This is a genomic window from Flavobacterium sp. JAS (genome assembly GCF_020991455.1).
Taxonomy (GTDB): Bacteria; Bacteroidota; Bacteroidia; order Flavobacteriales; family Flavobacteriaceae; genus Flavobacterium.
This window is the reverse complement of sequence record NZ_JAJMOX010000003.1, coordinates 256,123-272,352: the sequence shown is the minus strand read 5'-3', so window position 1 is coordinate 272,352 and position 16,230 is coordinate 256,123. Positions and strand designations below refer to the sequence as shown.

At 33.0% G+C, this 16,230-nt stretch carries 19 protein-coding genes; 10 read left to right on the top strand and 9 right to left on the bottom strand.

Going from position 1 to position 16,230, the window contains the following annotated elements:
* The first annotated feature begins 119 nt into the window (after positions 1-119).
* Positions 120-440, top strand: a complete 321-nt coding sequence (locus LPB88_RS05285) for a YbaB/EbfC family nucleoid-associated protein (RefSeq protein WP_230713223.1) — start codon at positions 120-122, stop codon at positions 438-440.
* Between the two features lie 144 nt (positions 441-584).
* Here the strand turns inward: LPB88_RS05285 and LPB88_RS05280 are convergent, their stop codons facing one another.
* Positions 585-1,604 (bottom strand): low specificity L-threonine aldolase, encoded by a 1,020-nt coding sequence (locus LPB88_RS05280; protein ID WP_230713221.1) that lies wholly within the window; start codon positions 1,602-1,604, stop codon positions 585-587.
* A gap of 445 nt (positions 1,605-2,049) precedes the next feature.
* Here LPB88_RS05280 and prfB point away from each other — a divergent pair.
* The 4 genes from prfB to lpxD all read left to right on the top strand — a co-directional run bounded on the left by prfB (position 2,050) and on the right by lpxD (position 5,937).
* A protein-coding gene (prfB, locus tag LPB88_RS05275; RefSeq protein ID WP_230713219.1) for a peptide chain release factor 2 occupies positions 2,050-3,148 on the top strand; the annotation gives its coding sequence in 2 pieces (ribosomal slippage) (positions 2,050-2,112 and positions 2,114-3,148; 1,098 coding nt in all).
* On the top strand, positions 3,149-4,006 hold the full coding sequence (locus tag LPB88_RS05270) for a hypothetical protein (RefSeq protein ID WP_230713217.1): 858 nt from the start codon (positions 3,149-3,151) through the stop codon (positions 4,004-4,006).
* Positions 4,007-4,124: 118 nt separating this feature from the next.
* Positions 4,125-4,571, top strand: a complete 447-nt coding sequence (gene msrB, locus LPB88_RS05265) for a peptide-methionine (R)-S-oxide reductase MsrB (protein ID WP_230713215.1) — start codon at positions 4,125-4,127, stop codon at positions 4,569-4,571.
* A gap of 367 nt (positions 4,572-4,938) precedes the next feature.
* The gene (gene lpxD / locus LPB88_RS05260) at positions 4,939-5,937 is read left to right on the top strand and encodes a UDP-3-O-(3-hydroxymyristoyl)glucosamine N-acyltransferase (RefSeq protein ID WP_230713213.1); all 999 of its coding nucleotides are present in this window, start codon (positions 4,939-4,941) and stop codon (positions 5,935-5,937) included.
* Between the two features lie 79 nt (positions 5,938-6,016).
* On the opposite strand, the gene LPB88_RS05255 is transcribed toward lpxD, so the two are convergent.
* From LPB88_RS05255 to LPB88_RS05240, 4 genes are all read right to left on the bottom strand, one after another.
* Positions 6,017-6,226 carry a hypothetical protein gene (locus LPB88_RS05255; RefSeq protein WP_230713211.1) on the bottom strand — a complete coding sequence of 70 codons (210 nt, stop codon included), beginning with the start codon at positions 6,224-6,226 and terminating at the stop codon, positions 6,017-6,019.
* Between the two features lie 22 nt (positions 6,227-6,248).
* Positions 6,249-6,569, bottom strand: coding sequence for a DUF3817 domain-containing protein (locus LPB88_RS05250; RefSeq protein WP_230713209.1), 321 nt, complete (start codon positions 6,567-6,569; stop codon positions 6,249-6,251).
* A 7-nt stretch (positions 6,570-6,576) separates the two neighbouring features.
* A complete protein-coding gene (locus LPB88_RS05245; RefSeq protein WP_230713200.1) occupies positions 6,577-7,035 on the bottom strand; it encodes a hypothetical protein in 459 nt (152 codons plus the stop codon).
* A gap of 68 nt (positions 7,036-7,103) precedes the next feature.
* Positions 7,104-7,694, bottom strand: a complete 591-nt coding sequence (locus LPB88_RS05240) for a TetR/AcrR family transcriptional regulator (protein WP_230713198.1) — start codon at positions 7,692-7,694, stop codon at positions 7,104-7,106.
* 200 nt (positions 7,695-7,894) lie between these two features.
* On the opposite strand from LPB88_RS05240, the gene LPB88_RS05235 reads away from it, so the two are divergent.
* The 5 genes from LPB88_RS05235 to hemN all read left to right on the top strand — a co-directional run bounded on the left by LPB88_RS05235 (position 7,895) and on the right by hemN (position 12,619).
* The gene (locus LPB88_RS05235; RefSeq protein WP_230713195.1) at positions 7,895-9,523 is read left to right on the top strand and encodes an acyl-CoA carboxylase subunit beta; all 1,629 of its coding nucleotides are present in this window, start codon (positions 7,895-7,897) and stop codon (positions 9,521-9,523) included.
* A 121-nt stretch (positions 9,524-9,644) separates the two neighbouring features.
* The gene (locus tag LPB88_RS05230; RefSeq protein WP_230713193.1) at positions 9,645-10,067 is read left to right on the top strand and encodes a DoxX family protein; all 423 of its coding nucleotides are present in this window, start codon (positions 9,645-9,647) and stop codon (positions 10,065-10,067) included.
* Between the two features lie 120 nt (positions 10,068-10,187).
* Positions 10,188-10,544: a hypothetical protein gene (locus LPB88_RS05225; RefSeq protein ID WP_230713191.1), complete on the top strand. Its 357-nt coding sequence runs from the start codon at positions 10,188-10,190 to the stop codon at positions 10,542-10,544.
* A gap of 113 nt (positions 10,545-10,657) precedes the next feature.
* Positions 10,658-11,134 (top strand): hypothetical protein, encoded by a 477-nt coding sequence (locus tag LPB88_RS05220; protein ID WP_230713189.1) that lies wholly within the window; start codon positions 10,658-10,660, stop codon positions 11,132-11,134.
* 120 nt (positions 11,135-11,254) lie between these two features.
* On the top strand, positions 11,255-12,619 hold the full coding sequence (hemN, locus tag LPB88_RS05215; protein ID WP_230713187.1) for an oxygen-independent coproporphyrinogen III oxidase: 1,365 nt from the start codon (positions 11,255-11,257) through the stop codon (positions 12,617-12,619).
* 7 nt (positions 12,620-12,626) lie between these two features.
* Here hemN and LPB88_RS05210 read toward each other — a convergent pair whose 3' ends face one another.
* The 4 genes from LPB88_RS05210 to LPB88_RS05195 form a co-directional block, all read right to left on the bottom strand.
* Positions 12,627-13,328 (bottom strand): sulfite exporter TauE/SafE family protein, encoded by a 702-nt coding sequence (locus LPB88_RS05210; protein WP_230713185.1) that lies wholly within the window; start codon positions 13,326-13,328, stop codon positions 12,627-12,629.
* A gap of 67 nt (positions 13,329-13,395) precedes the next feature.
* Positions 13,396-13,845, bottom strand: a complete 450-nt coding sequence (locus tag LPB88_RS05205; protein ID WP_230713183.1) for a FixH family protein — start codon at positions 13,843-13,845, stop codon at positions 13,396-13,398.
* 12 nt (positions 13,846-13,857) lie between these two features.
* On the bottom strand, positions 13,858-15,276 hold the full coding sequence (gene ccoG, locus LPB88_RS05200) for a cytochrome c oxidase accessory protein CcoG (RefSeq protein ID WP_230713180.1): 1,419 nt from the start codon (positions 15,274-15,276) through the stop codon (positions 13,858-13,860).
* Between the two features lie 11 nt (positions 15,277-15,287).
* Positions 15,288-16,229: a cbb3-type cytochrome c oxidase N-terminal domain-containing protein gene (locus LPB88_RS05195; protein WP_230713178.1), complete on the bottom strand. Its 942-nt coding sequence runs from the start codon at positions 16,227-16,229 to the stop codon at positions 15,288-15,290.
* Between the last annotated feature and the right edge of the window lies 1 nt (position 16,230).

Genomic DNA, 16,230 nt, shown 5'->3' with positions numbered 1-16,230 from the left:
GGAGCTGCAAAAATACTACAATCACAATAGAACCAAATTAATTTTTTCATAAAATATTCTATTGATATAATACAGCAATATACTAATTTTGTATGAAATAATTTAAAAATCAACAAAAAATGGATTTAATGGGAATGATGGGTAAACTTAAAGAAACCCAACAAAAAATTGAAGATACAAAAAAGCGTCTGGATACAGTTTTGATTGATGAACAAAGCGCTGATGGATTATTAAAAGTAACGCTTACTGCAAATAGAAAAGTAAAAACAATCTCTATTGACGACTCTTTACTTGAAGATAAAGAACAACTGGAAGATTACTTAATTGTAACGTTAAATAAAGCAATCGAAAAAGCAACAAACGTTAACGAAAGAGAATTGGACGCCGTTGCAAAAATGGATATGCCAATGATTCCGGGAATGGATAATCTTTTTAAGTAAGGTTCAAAGGTTTTAAAAAAGGTTCAAAGGGACAAAGGTTTTTCTATTGTGAATAAAACCTTTGTCCCTTTTTTATGTCTTTGAATTTTTATTTTTCAAAAAAAGCCTCTGTTCCCCTGAACCTTTGCAACTTTGAACCTTTTTCTAAAACTTCTGAAGCGTTTCAATTACATACGTATGCATTACTTCTTTGTAATCAAGATGCGTAACGATTCTAAGTTTATTGTGTCCCATTGAACTTATTAAAATATTTTTAAGTTTCAATTTTTCAATTAAAAGCTGGTCGCTGTAACCTTCGGCCAAGGAGAAAATCAAAATATTAGTTTCTACTGGTTCAATCGCTGCCACCCAAGATTTTGTACTTAGAATTGCTGCAATTTCTTTGGCTCTTCTGTGATCTTCTGCCAGTCTTTCGATGTTATTAGCCAAAGCAAACAATCCGGCTGCAGCCAAATAACCTACCTGACGCATTCCTCCGCCCAATATCTTTCTGATTCTCAACGCTCTACGAATATCATCTTTAGTTCCAAGTAAAACTGAACCTATTGGAGCGCCCAATCCTTTTGACAAACAAACTGAAATGGTATCGAAAATAGCTCCAAATTCTTTCGGATTTTGTCTCTTAGCCACCAACGCATTCCAAATTCTGGCTCCATCTAAGTGAAACTTCAGATTATTAGCGTCGCAAACCTTTTTTATCTCTTTTAAATCTTCTAATTCATAACAAGCTCCGCCACCTTTATTTGTCGTGTTTTCTACACAAACCAAACTCGTTAACGGACTGTGATAAAACTCTGGATCATTAATCGCAGCAGCAACCTGAGAAGCATTTATCATTCCGCGATTTCCGTCTAACAAGCAACATGAAACACCGCTGTTAAAAGAAACTCCTCCTCCTTCATAATGATAAACATGAGCATATTTATCAGCAATTAATTGTTCTCCTGGCTGTGTATGTAATTTAATAGCGGCTTGGTTTGCCATAGTTCCCGATGGGAAAAAAAGTCCGGCCTCCATACCAAAAAACTCAGCCACTTTAGTCTCTAATTCAATAACTGTGGGATCTTGCCTGTATACGTCATCGCCAACATGAGCGTTAAACATATACTGCAACATTTCGTATGTTGGTTTGGTAATGGTATCGCTAATTAAATTTATTTCCATATTCTAAAAAATATCTCTTTTTTGTGTGGCAAAATTACGTATTACTAATAGTTATTCTTGGCAAGTTTTGCTAAAATTTAACTAGCAGCTTACTATAGAACCAAATTAACGTAATATTTACAAAAAACATATAAAACTAGTATATTATTCTAAATCTAACTTACAATTTTTGAAACTATTTTTTTGGTCGAAATAATCTGTCTTATTATACAGTGATAAAAACATCATAAATTATTTAAGGTGCTTAAATATTTTTGCAATCAAAACTTTTGAATATACTTTTTTCTTCTGTTAAATTATTTTCAATATTCTGAAAACTATATCTTATTTTTGTACAACAAAATTACGCACTTACAAATGGTTTATTTTGATGAAGTTTCATTAAAATTTGGCCCTTGAATAATTACGTAATATTTATAAAAAAACTAAAAACTACTATTAATTTATGACAACTACCGAGCAAATAAAAGGTATTGTGGAGCGCCTTGGTGCGTTGAGGAGGTATCTTTGACGTCGATGCCAAACTAATTGAAATTGCCAACGAAGAAGAAAAAACCTTTGCACCTGACTTTTGGAACAATGCAAAAGAAGCCGAAGTCATTGTAAAAAACCTTCGAAACAAGAAAAAATGGATCGAAGATTATAACAAAGCAATCGAACTTACAGATGAATTGCAACTTGCCTATGATTTCTATAAAGAAGGAGAACTTTCTGCAGAAGAATTAGACGAGCATTACAATACAACGCAAACTCATATAGAGAATATTGAGTTCAAAAACATGCTTTCTGACGAAGGTGACAGTTTAAGTGCCGTAGTTCAGATTACTGCCGGCGCCGGAGGAACTGAAAGTTGTGATTGGGCAGGAATGCTAATGCGTATGTATATGATGTGGGGCGAAAGTTATGGTTATAAAATAAAAGAACTGAACTTTCAGGCTGGCGAGGTTGCGGGAATCAAAACCGTTACGCTGGAGTTTGAAGGGGATTATTCTTTTGGATACTTAAAAGGAGAAAACGGTGTACATCGTTTGGTTAGAATTTCTCCTTTTGATAGTAATGCCAAACGCCATACTTCATTTGCTTCTGTTTATGTTTATCCGCTTGTTGATGATAGTATCGAAATTGACATTAATCCTGCCGATATCGAAATTACAACTTCTCGCTCTAGTGGAGCCGGAGGACAAAACGTAAATAAGGTAGAAACCAAAGTACAATTGGTACACAAACCAACCGGAATTCAGATTCAATGTTCTGAAACACGATCTCAACAAGACAACAGACAACGTGCCATGCAAATGTTACGTTCTCAATTGTACGAAATCGAATTAAAGAAACAACAGGCACAACGCGCTGATATCGAAGCCGGAAAAATGAAAATCGAATGGGGTTCGCAAATACGTAATTACGTAATGCAGCCTTACAAGTTAGTAAAAGATGTTCGTACAGGCCATGAAACCAGTGATGTTGATGGCGTTATGAACGGAAATATTGATCCTTTCCTAAAAGCATTTTTAATGATGATGGGGCAAAAAGAGGAAGAATAAATGAATAAATATATCAAAGGTTGTTTAGTTCTAATAGGTATTATTATTACTGTAATAGCAATAATAATTGGCTTGTTCTTTTGGTCATCAAATAGCCGCAGAAAACAAGCCGAAATTGATGGAGTTGCATTCTCAAAAGAATGCGATTCTGTCAAAGTTATTACTGAACAACCAGAGATTCAGTTTGCAAGATTCAAAAAAAATGAAATTAACATTCTGAAGTTCCAGATATTAAGAGATGGGAATTTTATTCAGGACACCTTGATTAAAAATGGGTTTAATAAAGAAGCCAACTCTAGTGAATACAAATCTATTACTATTCCCTATAAAGAATTTTTAAAGACCGATACCATTGTAGTTACCACACAAAACAAATTACATTATTACATTTCAGGGTATCATCATTATGCTTACTTACATTACGGAATGGCTGGCTATGTTGGAAGTCATGACTGTAGATTTTCTGAAAATCCTATGATTAACAATCTAGTTCATCTAAGACCCGTACTTTTTAGAGAAAACGGCTGGATTAACCCCGAAATATCAAAACATATTCAAAAAATCAGCGCTTCTGATAGTGTTGCATATCATGATTTTTCTAAAAAATCTGCTATAAAAATAGAAGATGCTGAACGCATCTTTATGAAAAAAAGACATAATAAAACACTTATTTCTATGTATTTTTATGGAATTGATGTTGGTTCCCAAAAAAGCTATTACTTATTTGGCGAGGAAATAGAACCTAGTAAAAGAAGCGATCTGTATGTAACGCAAAAAAATCCACAAAGAGATGTAATTAAGATTGATTGCCAAACCGGAGAATACAAACGTTATAAAAATTATCCATTTGACAATTGAGCATTTTAATTTTATAATTAATGAGTAAGTATACTTGTCACTTTTTATCTACCTAAAAGAATAGTAACTTTACAAAACAACGCAATTCAATCTTTTTTAAATTTTAAAAATTACAATCATGATCAAATGGGCAGATATAATTCGTTTTACGAATAAAGGGAATCCAACTCCGGAGAAAAGAGTTGAAAAAACACCGGAAGAATGGAAACAGATCTTAACTCCTGAAGAATTTCAGGTAGCGCGATTAAAAGGCACCGAAAGATCTTTTAGTTCTGAACTTTGCAGTTTATTTGATCCCGGAATTTATGAATGTAAATGTTGTGGCACTTTGCTTTTTGATGCAACCGAGAAATTCGAATCAGGAACAGGCTGGCCTTCTTTTACACAACCGTTAAAAGAAAATGCTATTGCTTATCTTGCAGACAAATCATATGGAATGATTCGTGTTGAGGTGGTTTGCAATACCTGCGACGCACATTTGGGACATGTTTTTCCTGATGGACCAGAACCAAGCGGCTTGCGCTATTGTATTAATGCTGTTTCATTATCTAAAATAAAAGAATAAATATTCTCCAAAAGCGATTCCTTTTAAGTAAAAAAGTGAATCGCTTTTTTGTTTTGTCAGTTCTTTTCAAAACATATCGATTTACAAAATTGTAAGTCTCTACGTATCAAATAATTATTTTTATTTCCCAATTCCTTTTAACAGGAATTAAAGCTTAATTTATAGGTAAATCCAACCAAATACACTCCTGAGACAGTAACTCAAAATTGCAATACCTGCAAGAAATTAATACGTAAAATGTTAATTTTTTAGTATTAGAACCGATATATTAAACATATTTCAATAAACTAAAAAAAAATATTAGGTAATTAAGATCTAATTGGTTTTATTTGGAAAAAATTAACCTCATATCTATTAAAATCAATAAATGAAATCCTATTCAATTCAAGAAATCAATGAAGTTATCAATGGCGTAATCTACGGTACTACTTCGCAAAGCATTACTGCAACAGAGCAATTAGAGAAAGCTACAACTTCAGAAATTTCATTTATAGGAAACAAAAAATATGAAAAATTTTGGTCAGCCTCAAATGCATCTATTGCCGTAGTTAACGAGGATATTTCGATAGAACCTGGTGAAAATCGCGCTTTTATAAAAGTAAAAAATGCAGATTTGGCAATGTCTCAAATTCTTGCCCTTTTTGCTCCACCTACTCCATTATTTCACAATGATATTCATAGAACAGCTGTTGTAGACGAAACAGCGATTATTGGCGAAGGTGCACGAATTGGTGCCGGTTGCTATATTGGACCAAAAGTTGAAATTGGTGCTTATGCAACTATATATCCAAACGTAACTATTCTGGACGAATGCACAATTGGTAAAAATACTATTATTTGGTCAGGAACTGTGGTTCGTGAGCGTTGTCATATTGGAAATGATTGTATTATTCATCCAAATGCTACAATTGGAGCCGATGGTTTCGGATTCCGTCCTTGCAGCGAAAAAGGTTTGGTGAAAATTCCACAAATTGGAAATGTAATTATCGGAAACGGAGTTGAAATTGGAGCAAATACTTGTGTTGATCGCGGTAAATTTAGCTCAACTGTTCTTGGTGACGGTTGTAAAATTGATAACTTAGTACAAATTGGACATAATAGTAAATTAGGTAAATTTTGTATTATGGCCGGAAACAGCGGTTTAGCAGGTTCTGTAACTTTAGGAAATGGTGTTATTATTGGTGGAAGCGCTTCTATAAAAGATCATACTACTATTGGTGACGGAGCTATTGTAGGAGCTGGTTCAGGTGTAGTTGGAGATATTCCGGCAGGAAAAACAATGTTAGGTTATCCGGCTGTAGAAGCTCGCGATGCACTAAAACAATGGGCAATTTTAAAACGAATGGTTTGTGATTCTAAAAAATAATCGAAACACTATTATATAAAAAAACCAGAAGTTAGCTTCTGGTTTTTTTATGCTTATTTCACAACGACAAAAAATCTATTTATAAAGCCTCACATTTGAAACCTAAGACTTTCATTAAAAGAATAATTTCTTTTATAATATCATTATCCGATTCAAGTCGCAAAATACGATCACAATCTTCAAGATCAAAATTCCATTTTACTTTCGGAAATAAATGATTCAATTTTGGAGCAATTCGCTTTACTTTCGAAAGAGAATCTACATTTGTTTTAAATACTAAAACCATCATTTGAATTCTTTTTTAGATTGATTTAATTTTCAGATGAAACCTTTATTTTGCTTAAAATTTTACTGTCAATATAAAAGGTTCCAAACGGAATGATACAAGCTAAAAGCACTTTCCAGGTTGTATCCTTAAATCGCCAGTTTTGCTCTACTCCTACGCTTAAAGTATTAAAAATAAAAAGCAAAAATAAAGCGCCATGAACCGTACCAATGGGTCTCGTTAAAAATGGCATTCCAAAAATATATTTTAGCGGTACAGCAATAAATAAGAGTATCAATAAAGATGTTCCTTCTAAAAATCCAATGATTCGTAATCTTCCAGTATTTGTTTGTAGTAAGTTTTTCATAAAAATGTTATCTAAAATAAGGTCTGTTTGCTAAAGGAGAAAATGGCCACGGAATCGCGATAAATATGACAATTAAAGCGATAGAAAACCATAACAGTATTGTTTTGAATTTATCGCTGTCGTTTTGTTTTCTTTTGGCTAAAGCCGAACCAATCGTGATTAAAACAATTGCGGACAGCATTAAGAGAATATGCAGTATCCCGAAAAAAGCAATATCGGTACTTTGCATCCCTTCTGAAAAGTTTTTCCAAAAGTATTTTACTATCGGACTTTGTACATAAATGAGGATTCCGAAAATGAGCTGAATATGTGCGATCGTAGCAGTCCAATGCCGGACTGAATTATCTGTTTTAGTAAAAGGCAGTTTTGAAGAATACCCCTTATAAGCTCGAAAAATAGAGTACAATAAGCCAACTAAAACAAACCATCGCAAAGCCGAATGGCAGAATAAAAGTGATTGATACATTGTTTTTTGATTAAGACAATGCAAATATATTCAAAAACATACTAATTAGTATGTTTTTGAATTAAAATTTATTTAAGGCTATTTAAGTAATTCTTAAACTCCTTTAAATAAACAAAATAACAAGAATTACTATCCTGAAGTTTTCCAAAATTACGGATTCCCCAATAACCTGACATGATGAAAAAAGAAACTTGTTTACCGTCTACATCTCTTCGGATCAATCCTAAAGTTTGAGCTCTTTCAATTGCATTTTCGATTGTCATCATCCATTGATTTACCAGTTCAGACAAAGCCTGACTAAACTGATTGTTCCAAGGCGTCATTTCCTGTGTCAGGTTTCCAACCGGACAGCCATATTTCACCTGCAATAAAGGATCTTCAAGCAATAAATAAGAAATCATATTGTAAAAATCATCGATTGGGTTTTCTGAATTTTCTATTGGTTTTATAAAACTCCCCAACATTGTAGGCTTCAAAATCTCTTCGATAATAGCAACTCCCATTTCATCTTTTGTTTTAAAATGATAATAAAAAGCACCTTTAGTTACCTGTGTTGTTGCAATAATTTCATCGATACTTGTCGTTTGATATCCTTTTGAATAAATCAATTCAAATGCTTTCTGAAGAATTGTAAGTCTTGTATTTGCTGCTTTTGACATAAAAAATACTAGTTAGTATGAAACAACAAATTAAAACAAAAAAAATGACTTATTACTCGTTCAGCTTTTGAGTATAAATTATTAGAATTTTGAATATTGGTAACTTGTTTTTATTTCATCTTCCGATAATATTTTATGCTGTCAGTTTCAATTGATTTTGTAAATTAGCCAACACTATTTTGTAAAAACTTTAATATATTATGGATTTAAACTTCAATAAAAACGAAGATCACAATAAATTACTACTTTCTGAACTAAAACAAAAATTTGCCAAAGTAAAATTAGGCGGAGGCGAAAAACGTATTAAGAAACTACACGCCGAAGGTAAAATGACCGCACGCGAACGTATAGAATATTTACTGGATGAAAATTCTAAATGTATAGAAATTGGAGGCTTTGTTGGAGAAGGAATGTACGCAGAACATGGCGGATGCCCATCTGGCGGTGTTGTTATCAAAATAGGATATATTAGAGGCAAACAATGTATTGTTGTCGCAAATGACGCCACTGTAAAAGCTGGTGCCTGGTTCCCGATTACAGCGAAGAAAAACCTGCGTGCACAGGAAATTGCCATGGAAAACAGATTACCAATTATCTATTTAGTAGATAGTGCAGGTGTTTATTTACCGCTTCAAGATGAAATTTTTCCGGATAAAGAACATTTCGGACGTATTTTTAGAAACAATGCCCAAATGAGCAGCATAGGAATCACTCAAATTGCCGCTGTAATGGGAAGTTGTGTTGCTGGTGGCGCCTATCTGCCAATTATGAGTGATGAAGCTTTAATTGTAGATAAAACAGGAAGTATTTTCCTTGCCGGAAGTTATTTGGTAAAAGCAGCAATTGGAGAAACTATTGACAATGAAACCCTGGGTGGTGCAACCACACATTGCGAGATCTCAGGAGTTACTGATTATAAAGCTAAAGACGATAAAGACGCTTTAGACAAAATAAAAAATATCGTAGATAAAATTGGTGAATATGACAAAGCTGGCTATAGCCGAACAAAAGCGGAGAAACCAACACTGGAACCAAAAGATATTTACGGAATATTACCAAAAGCCAGAAACGAGCAATATGATATGATGGAAATCATTAATCGTTTGGTTGATAATTCAGAATTTGAGGCTTACAAAGACGGTTATGGTCAAACAATAATTACAGGTTACGCCAGAATTGACGGCTGGGCAGTGGGAATTGTTGCTAACCAACGAAAAGTAGTAAAAACCAAAAAAGGCGAAATGCAATTTGGTGGTGTTATCTATTCTGATAGTGCCGATAAAGCAACTCGTTTTATTGCCAATTGTAACCAAAAGAAAATACCATTGGTTTTTCTGCAAGACGTTACCGGTTTCATGGTTGGATCAAAATCTGAACATGGCGGAATCATAAAAGACGGTGCAAAAATGGTAAATGCAGTGAGTAATTCAGTCGTTCCGAAATTCACTGTCATTGTTGGAAATTCTTATGGAGCAGGAAATTATGCAATGTGCGGAAAAGCCTATGACCCTAGATTAATTTTTGCATGGCCTAGCGCAGAACTTGCTGTAATGGGCGGAACTCAGGCTGCTAAAGTTTTGGCACAAATTGAAGCTTCTTCGCTTAAAGCAAAAGGAGAAATCATTGACGAAGCCAAAGAAGCAGAGCTTTTTAATAAAATTAAAGCACGTTACGACGAACAAACTTCGCCTTATTACGCCGCTTCAAGATTATGGACAGATGCAATCATTGATCCTTTAGATACCCGCACGTGGATCTCTATGGGAATCGAAGCTGCAAACCATGCTCCTATTCAAAAACCATTTAATTTGGGTGTAATTCAGGTTTAGGTTTTAGAAAATCGCAAAAACACGTTAAATAAATCGCAAAAAACTTATTTTCAACCACTTAAAAATACTTATATCATTAAAAATTAGTAACTTTATTTATAATTTTTAATCACGTAGTATCATGGAAAATGTAAAAAGTTTGAATAAATGGGCAAATGCGCACACTTATTTACCTGTAGATTTAGTACGTATTGTATTGGGCGTTTTTTTATTTATGAAAGGAGTTTCATTTGTAACAAACGTTCAATATCTGCATGATTTAATTTCTCCTATTGATCAATTTGGCGGTGGAATGTTTTTATTACATTACATTGCACCAGCCCACATGATTGGGGGTATTATGATTGTTTTTGGGCTTCTCACCCGATGGGCAATTGCAGCTCAATTACCAATACTTTTTGGAGCAATTCTAATAAATTTCATGGGACACATGCATTCCGAAAACTTGATTCTGGCAATCGTAGTTTTATTAATCTGTGTGTTTTTCTTGTTTTATGGAAGTGGAAAACGTTCGGCTGATTATTATTTCAAAATGCAACAATAACCTTATTTTATCCTCAATGGTAATAGTAAAATCTTGAGGATAAAATAATAAGCTCACTTTTAAAGTTAAATAATTCTATAAAATTTCTTTAATCGTCATTTATGGGTTAAATTCGCCGCCATGAATTGGATTCGTAAAACCGTTATTTTTGTATCACTTTTGATCATAGCCTTCTTTGCTTGTCAAGCGAATGAGGTTGCTGTGCATGAAAATCAAAAAAGTAAAAATCAAAATACAGATCCAAATTTCTCTATCGATCAATCAAATTCTTTAGCTTTTATCCAGCCACAAATTAGTTATCAATTTGCGGCAAATGCAAAGACAAACCCATCTATTTTAGTTAAGTGGTTTGATTCTATTTTTATGGTGATTCCACAGCATAAAGCAATAAAATCAACATCAAACTTTGCAAATCAATTTCTTACCCAGAGCAAAAAAGTTTTACTGATGCTCTATCCTTTCCATTTTTTCTGGTAGGTAAATACATGAAATTCTGATTAGAAGAATCTATTTCTTCTAAATTAAATAAGTGGTTTTCTTTCTGAAAACTATTTATCATTTCATATTATTTATCAAATTTTAAACACAAAATGGAAACAAGTGTAACCATAATAGGTATTGTGATTGCGATCATAGTAGCCGTTCCTATTTATTTTTCTGCACGATCAAGCGCTGCAAACAAATCGAAGATTTTAAATATAAAAAAGAAATTTAATCCAAGTCATCCAGAGGATTTTGATGTAACAGAATCTCAAAGCAATAAAACGCTTACAATAGATCAAAAACACAGGAATTTTATTTTAATGAATTTTAATCCAAATCAACAAGAATCAACTTATTTAGATTTAAAAAGTGTTTCTTCCTGTAAATTGGTTTTAACAAATGATGGAAATTCAGATACAATACTAAAAATTGATTTTGAATTTCAGGAAAAAGAAACCTCAAAAAAAATCACCATTCCATTCTACGATTTTGATGATGATCGCATCAAGCAAATAAGTGCGTATCAAGATCATATGTTTGCGAAAAAATGGCTTAAAATCATTCAAGATTCTATTTCACGTTAGTTATTTAATTCAGAAAATAGGCTCATTATGAGCCTATTTTTTTGCTAATTACATGACATTTGTCATTTTATGTCTTATGCCTAAGTCTTAATTTTGAAAGACACAAAAATCCGTCTTTTTATGAAACTTTCATTGACACAAAAATACAATGTACCAGGTCCAAGATATACAAGCTATCCAACTATTCCTTACTGGAATGAAACTGGTTTCACAACGGAAAAATGGATAGAATCTTTTAAGAAAGCATTCGTAGAAAGCAACTCAAAAAGCGGAATCAGTTTATATATTCATTTGCCATTTTGCGAAAGCATGTGTACTTTCTGTGGCTGCAATAAACGAATTACAAAAAATCACTCAGTTGAAGAAAACTACATAAAAGCACTTTTAAAAGAGTGGAGTTTGTATTGCAAACTATTACCCGAAAGACCAATTATAAAAGAAATACATTTAGGCGGAGGAACTCCAACTTTTTTCTCGACAAACAATTTAGAACATCTTATAAATGGCATTTTTTGTTTTGCCAATAAAGCGGAGAATTATGAATTTAGTTTTGAAGGCCATCCTAACAATACTACTTATGAACAACTTAAAAAACTATATGATTTAGGCTTTCGCCGAGTAAGTTTTGGTGTTCAGGACTACGCCGAAAAAGTTCAGAAAGCAATCCACAGAATTCAGCCTTTTCACAATGTTGCCAAAGTAACTTTTTGGGCCAAAGAAATTGGCTATACTTCTATCGGACATGATATTATCTTCGGTTTACCATTTCAAACCATTGAAGATGTCATTGATACTATCGAAAAAACAAACTCTCTTAAACCAGATCGTTTAGCTTTTTACAGCTATGCTCATGTACCGTGGATAAAAGGAAACGGGCAACGTGGTTTCAATGACGAAAACCTTCCAAAAGATTCTGAAAAAAGAAAATTATACGAAGTTGGAAAACAGATGCTTTCTAAAAACGGTTATAACGAAATAGGAATGGATCATTTTGCTTTAGCATCCGACAGTTTACACAAAGCTGTACAAAACAAAAAACTACATCGAAATTTTATGGGTTACAGTGCTTCAAAAACTCAACTAATGATTGGTTTAGGTGTTTCTTCCATAAGTGATAGTTGGTATAGTTTTACCCAAAACACAAAAAATCTGGAGGATTATTATCAGTTACTAGAATGGGATAAACTCCCTGTCGTTAAAGGTCATATTCTAGATAATGAAGACCTAATTATCCGCAAACATATTCTAAACCTAACCTGTGAATTTGAAACTTCATGGCATAACGAAGATCTTTATTTTAAAGAACTTCCAAATGTTTTATCAGATCTTAAAGAAATAGAAAACGATCAATTAATTGTAATTGAAGAAGATAAAATAAAAATCACCGAAGCTGGAAAACCATTCGTTCGAAATATTTGTATGGCTTTTGATTTGCATTTAAAAAGAAAATCACCGGAAACTAATTTGTTTTCGATGACCGTTTAATAAAAACTTAATGACAGTTAGGAGTTCCTTGTACAAACAAACTCATATTTGATGGGGAAATATAAGGAATTCCTAAACCTAGTCCTCTAAGGATAAATAAAACCCCAATAATAACTGCAACGTAAGGAATTGCTTTTTGTATTTTATTTCTAAAAGGAAGCTTTATTAATGAATTAACATATACTACAATAGTCATTAATGGCATTGTTCCTAATCCGAATAAAATCATGTACAAAACGCCAAAACCAGCGCTCTGCATTGCGATAGCGCCAAACAAAGCAACGTACACCATTCCACAAGGCAAGAAACCATTCAATAATCCTATTGTGAAAAGAGATTTATAGGTTCTCTTTTTAAATTGATTTCCTAAACTTGATTTTATTTTTGAAATAATCTTATAAACCGGTTTTGAAAAATTATACTTAGCGAAAACTTTCTCCGGAATCAAAACCACAATTATCATCGCAATACCGATAAAAATAGACATTTTTTGCTGTAATCCAGCCAGGAAAAACCCTCTACCCAACAAACCAAAAATTAAACCGATTGTTGCGTAAGCGGTCAAACGTCCTAAATGATAGGTAATAATTTGAGTTACACGTTTTGTTTCATTCTGGCGATCTACAGGTAACATCATAGCAATTGGACCACACATTCCTACGCAGTGTAAACTACTAATTAAACCTAATATAAAAGCTGAATATAACATTTTTGATATTTTTTTGCCACATATTAATTAGACTAAATTGATTCAAAAAAATTGCTTAAAAAACACTTTAATTTACATAAATCACTTCTTTCGAAAGATACTTTGTTCCTTTATATTCCCATTCCATATTAACATCCCAACGACCTTTAATAAGCTTCTTTTGCGGAATAAGTAAAGAGGAGTTAGTCAAAACTATTTGAGTATCAAAATCAAATTTCTTGTTTGAAGGTCTGTATAAAAGTACATTTCCTTTTACTTTATCACTTTCAAAAGTTGCAGGAAAAGCTATTTTCACACCGTTTTCAGTATAGATAATTGATGGTTTTTGCTGTAAATCATGAGCATTTTGAATTCGGGCCATTTCATCCTGAAAATGTGAATCGTGTTTGTAATATTCTTCAACAACCAAGTCATTGTCATACTTACTATTTGACTGTACTTCAAAAACAAAATATAAAATAAAAGTCATAAACAATGCAAATGCAATGACAATTCCAGTTCCCCAATTTATTTTCATGATATTGTATTTTTAATTAAAACTTCGTGGTCCTAAAAAATTAGTTGTTGTGGTTTCAATCAACTCTTTACCATTATAAACTCCAATTTTAACTTTGGTTTTATCGCTTTCCAAAAGAGCTTCTTCAATTTCTATAAATAATGTTCCTTGCGAAATTCCTTCTTTTAAAACTTTAAAATGTTGTGTTCCTACATTTTTAATATCACCCTTTTGATCAATTAATTCAAAATGAATATCATGATAATCTTTCATGGTTTTATTAACGATCTTGTAGGTGTAAACATTACTGATTTTATCACCTTTGTGTTGAAATAGCTGCCCGGGTAAACGCAAAACAATTGCCTGAACATCTGTTCTTAAAAATAACATTCCCATAAAAATACTTAACAAGATAAACAAAACAGCTGTATAGCCTTTCATTCTGGCTGTAAATTTAAACGGTGCTTTTTTTACAATTTCATCTTCAGATGCATATCTAATAAGTCCTTTAGGCAGGCCAACACTTTCCATAATCGTATCGCATTCGTCGATACAAGCAGTACAATTGGTACATTCCAGCTGCGTTCCGTTTCTAATATCAATTCCCATTGGGCAAACATGTACACATTGATGACAATCAATACAATCACCTTTTCCTGTTACAGCTCTGTCTTCTTTTTTATTAAACTTTGCTCGTCCTTCTTCTTTTTCTCCTCGCACAAAATCATAGGCCACGTTAATTGATTTATCATCTAAAAGCACGCCTTGTAATCTTCCATAAGGACATGCAATAATACAAACCTGTTCGCGAAACCAAACAAAAACAAAATAGAAAACTCCCGTAAAAATTAATAGTGCAATAAAATTACTTGCTTGTTTAATTGGTCCTTCCTCGACCATCAAAAACAGCTGGTCACTTCCTACCAGATAAGCTAGGAAAACATTGGCAATACCAAATGAAATCACGAAAAATATTGTCCATTTTGTCAATCTTTTTCTAATTTTTTCTGAATTCCATTCTTGTCTTGCTAGTCGCGATTGAGCACCGCGATCCCCATCAATCCAATATTCGATTCGGCGGAAAACCATTTCAAGAAAAATAGTTTGCGGACAGATCCATCCGCAAAAAATCCTGCCAAATACAACTGTAAACAAGATAATAAAGACAATACCAACAAGCATTGAAATTACGAAGAGGTAAAAATCCTGTGGCCAAAATGGAAATCCAAAAATATTAAATCGACGTTCCATAACATTGAACATCATAAATTGGTTCCCATTCACTTTAATAAATGGATTGGCAACTAAAATAGCTAATAATACATAACTAACTATTTTTCTATATTCGTAAAATTTACCAGATGGTTTTTTAGGAAAAATAAATTTTCGATTACCTCCTTCATCAATAGTTCCAATGGTATCTCTAAAAGCTTCGTCTGGTAAATTTGACATGATTCTTATAATTATTTTTTAACTTCAGTACTATCTTTTTCGGTACTTGCGGTGGTATCTTTTGTTGGAGCACTATCATCTACCCAAATCTCGCCTTCAGCAGCTTTTGGATCTTTAGGATTACTACCTTGTAATGACAAAATGTAACTTGCTACTTTCTGGATTTCTTTTGGTTTTAAACCATTGTTTTTCCATGAAACCATTCCTTTGCCATCACGTCCTCCGTTGGTTATAGTGTGGAAAATATTTTTAATTCCACCACCTAAAATCCAATGATCATCTGTCAAGTTTGGTCCAATTTGTCCTCCGGCATCAGCACGGTGACAAGCAGCACAATTCATTGTAAATATTTCTTTACCAGCTGCTAAACTTTCCGGATCAGTAAGCAAAACAACCGTTTTTTCATCCATTAAATCCGGTGCTGTTTTAAGATATTCATCTACATCTATTTTTGCCTGAGCCATTTCTTTTTTAAGCTCTGTTTCCTGATCATCGCCACCAAAAAGTTCGTAACGGGCAACATAAATTACTCCAAAAACAATACAGATATAGAATAAATATACCCACCAAGGCGGTAAATTATTGTCTAACTCTTTAATACCGTCATAATCATGGTCCATTAACAAATCACCTTCTTTTTCAATTGGCTGCGTTTGAGTAAGCTTAAGCATTAAATCTTTGTACCAGGTACTTTCTGTTAAACTCAAACTATCCTCATGTTCTTGTTTTGCTTTTTCTTCAGGCGACATCAATTGATACATAATGCGATTAACAGCACTTAATGTAATCTCGATTGCAATCAGAATAAATAGAAAGACAAACAAAAAGATAGAAACCATTGGGTATTTTATAAAAGCCGGTTTATCTCCTGAGTCTATAAAGTATTCCATCAAAGCAAAAACGATGAAGAAAATCAGTGGTACTCTTACATATACTGGGAAAAATTTTTTCATT

Excerpts from the sequence above, each read along its gene's own strand:
- LPB88_RS05285 (WP_230713223.1), top strand. The coding sequence starts at position 120 with ATGGATTTAATGGGAATGATGGGTAAACTTAAAGAAACCCAACAAAAA.
- LPB88_RS05280 (WP_230713221.1), bottom strand. The coding sequence starts at position 1,604 with ATGGAAATAAATTTAATTAGCGATACCATTACCAAACCAACATACGAA.
- LPB88_RS05270 (WP_230713217.1), top strand. The coding sequence starts at position 3,149 with ATGAATAAATATATCAAAGGTTGTTTAGTTCTAATAGGTATTATTATT.
- msrB (WP_230713215.1), top strand. The coding sequence starts at position 4,125 with ATGATCAAATGGGCAGATATAATTCGTTTTACGAATAAAGGGAATCCA.
- lpxD (WP_230713213.1), top strand. The coding sequence starts at position 4,939 with ATGAAATCCTATTCAATTCAAGAAATCAATGAAGTTATCAATGGCGTA.
- LPB88_RS05255 (WP_230713211.1), bottom strand. The coding sequence starts at position 6,226 with ATGATGGTTTTAGTATTTAAAACAAATGTAGATTCTCTTTCGAAAGTA.
- LPB88_RS05250 (WP_230713209.1), bottom strand. The coding sequence starts at position 6,569 with ATGAAAAACTTACTACAAACAAATACTGGAAGATTACGAATCATTGGA.
- LPB88_RS05245 (WP_230713200.1), bottom strand. The coding sequence starts at position 7,035 with ATGTATCAATCACTTTTATTCTGCCATTCGGCTTTGCGATGGTTTGTT.
- LPB88_RS05240 (WP_230713198.1), bottom strand. The coding sequence starts at position 7,694 with ATGTCAAAAGCAGCAAATACAAGACTTACAATTCTTCAGAAAGCATTT.
- LPB88_RS05235 (WP_230713195.1), top strand. The coding sequence starts at position 7,895 with ATGGATTTAAACTTCAATAAAAACGAAGATCACAATAAATTACTACTT.
- LPB88_RS05230 (WP_230713193.1), top strand. The coding sequence starts at position 9,645 with ATGGAAAATGTAAAAAGTTTGAATAAATGGGCAAATGCGCACACTTAT.
- LPB88_RS05225 (WP_230713191.1), top strand. The coding sequence starts at position 10,188 with ATGAATTGGATTCGTAAAACCGTTATTTTTGTATCACTTTTGATCATA.
- LPB88_RS05220 (WP_230713189.1), top strand. The coding sequence starts at position 10,658 with ATGGAAACAAGTGTAACCATAATAGGTATTGTGATTGCGATCATAGTA.
- hemN (WP_230713187.1), top strand. The coding sequence starts at position 11,255 with ATGAAACTTTCATTGACACAAAAATACAATGTACCAGGTCCAAGATAT.
- LPB88_RS05210 (WP_230713185.1), bottom strand. The coding sequence starts at position 13,328 with ATGTTATATTCAGCTTTTATATTAGGTTTAATTAGTAGTTTACACTGC.
- LPB88_RS05205 (WP_230713183.1), bottom strand. The coding sequence starts at position 13,845 with ATGAAAATAAATTGGGGAACTGGAATTGTCATTGCATTTGCATTGTTT.
- ccoG (WP_230713180.1), bottom strand. The coding sequence starts at position 15,276 with ATGTCAAATTTACCAGACGAAGCTTTTAGAGATACCATTGGAACTATT.
- LPB88_RS05195 (WP_230713178.1), bottom strand. The coding sequence starts at position 16,229 with ATGAAAAAATTTTTCCCAGTATATGTAAGAGTACCACTGATTTTCTTC.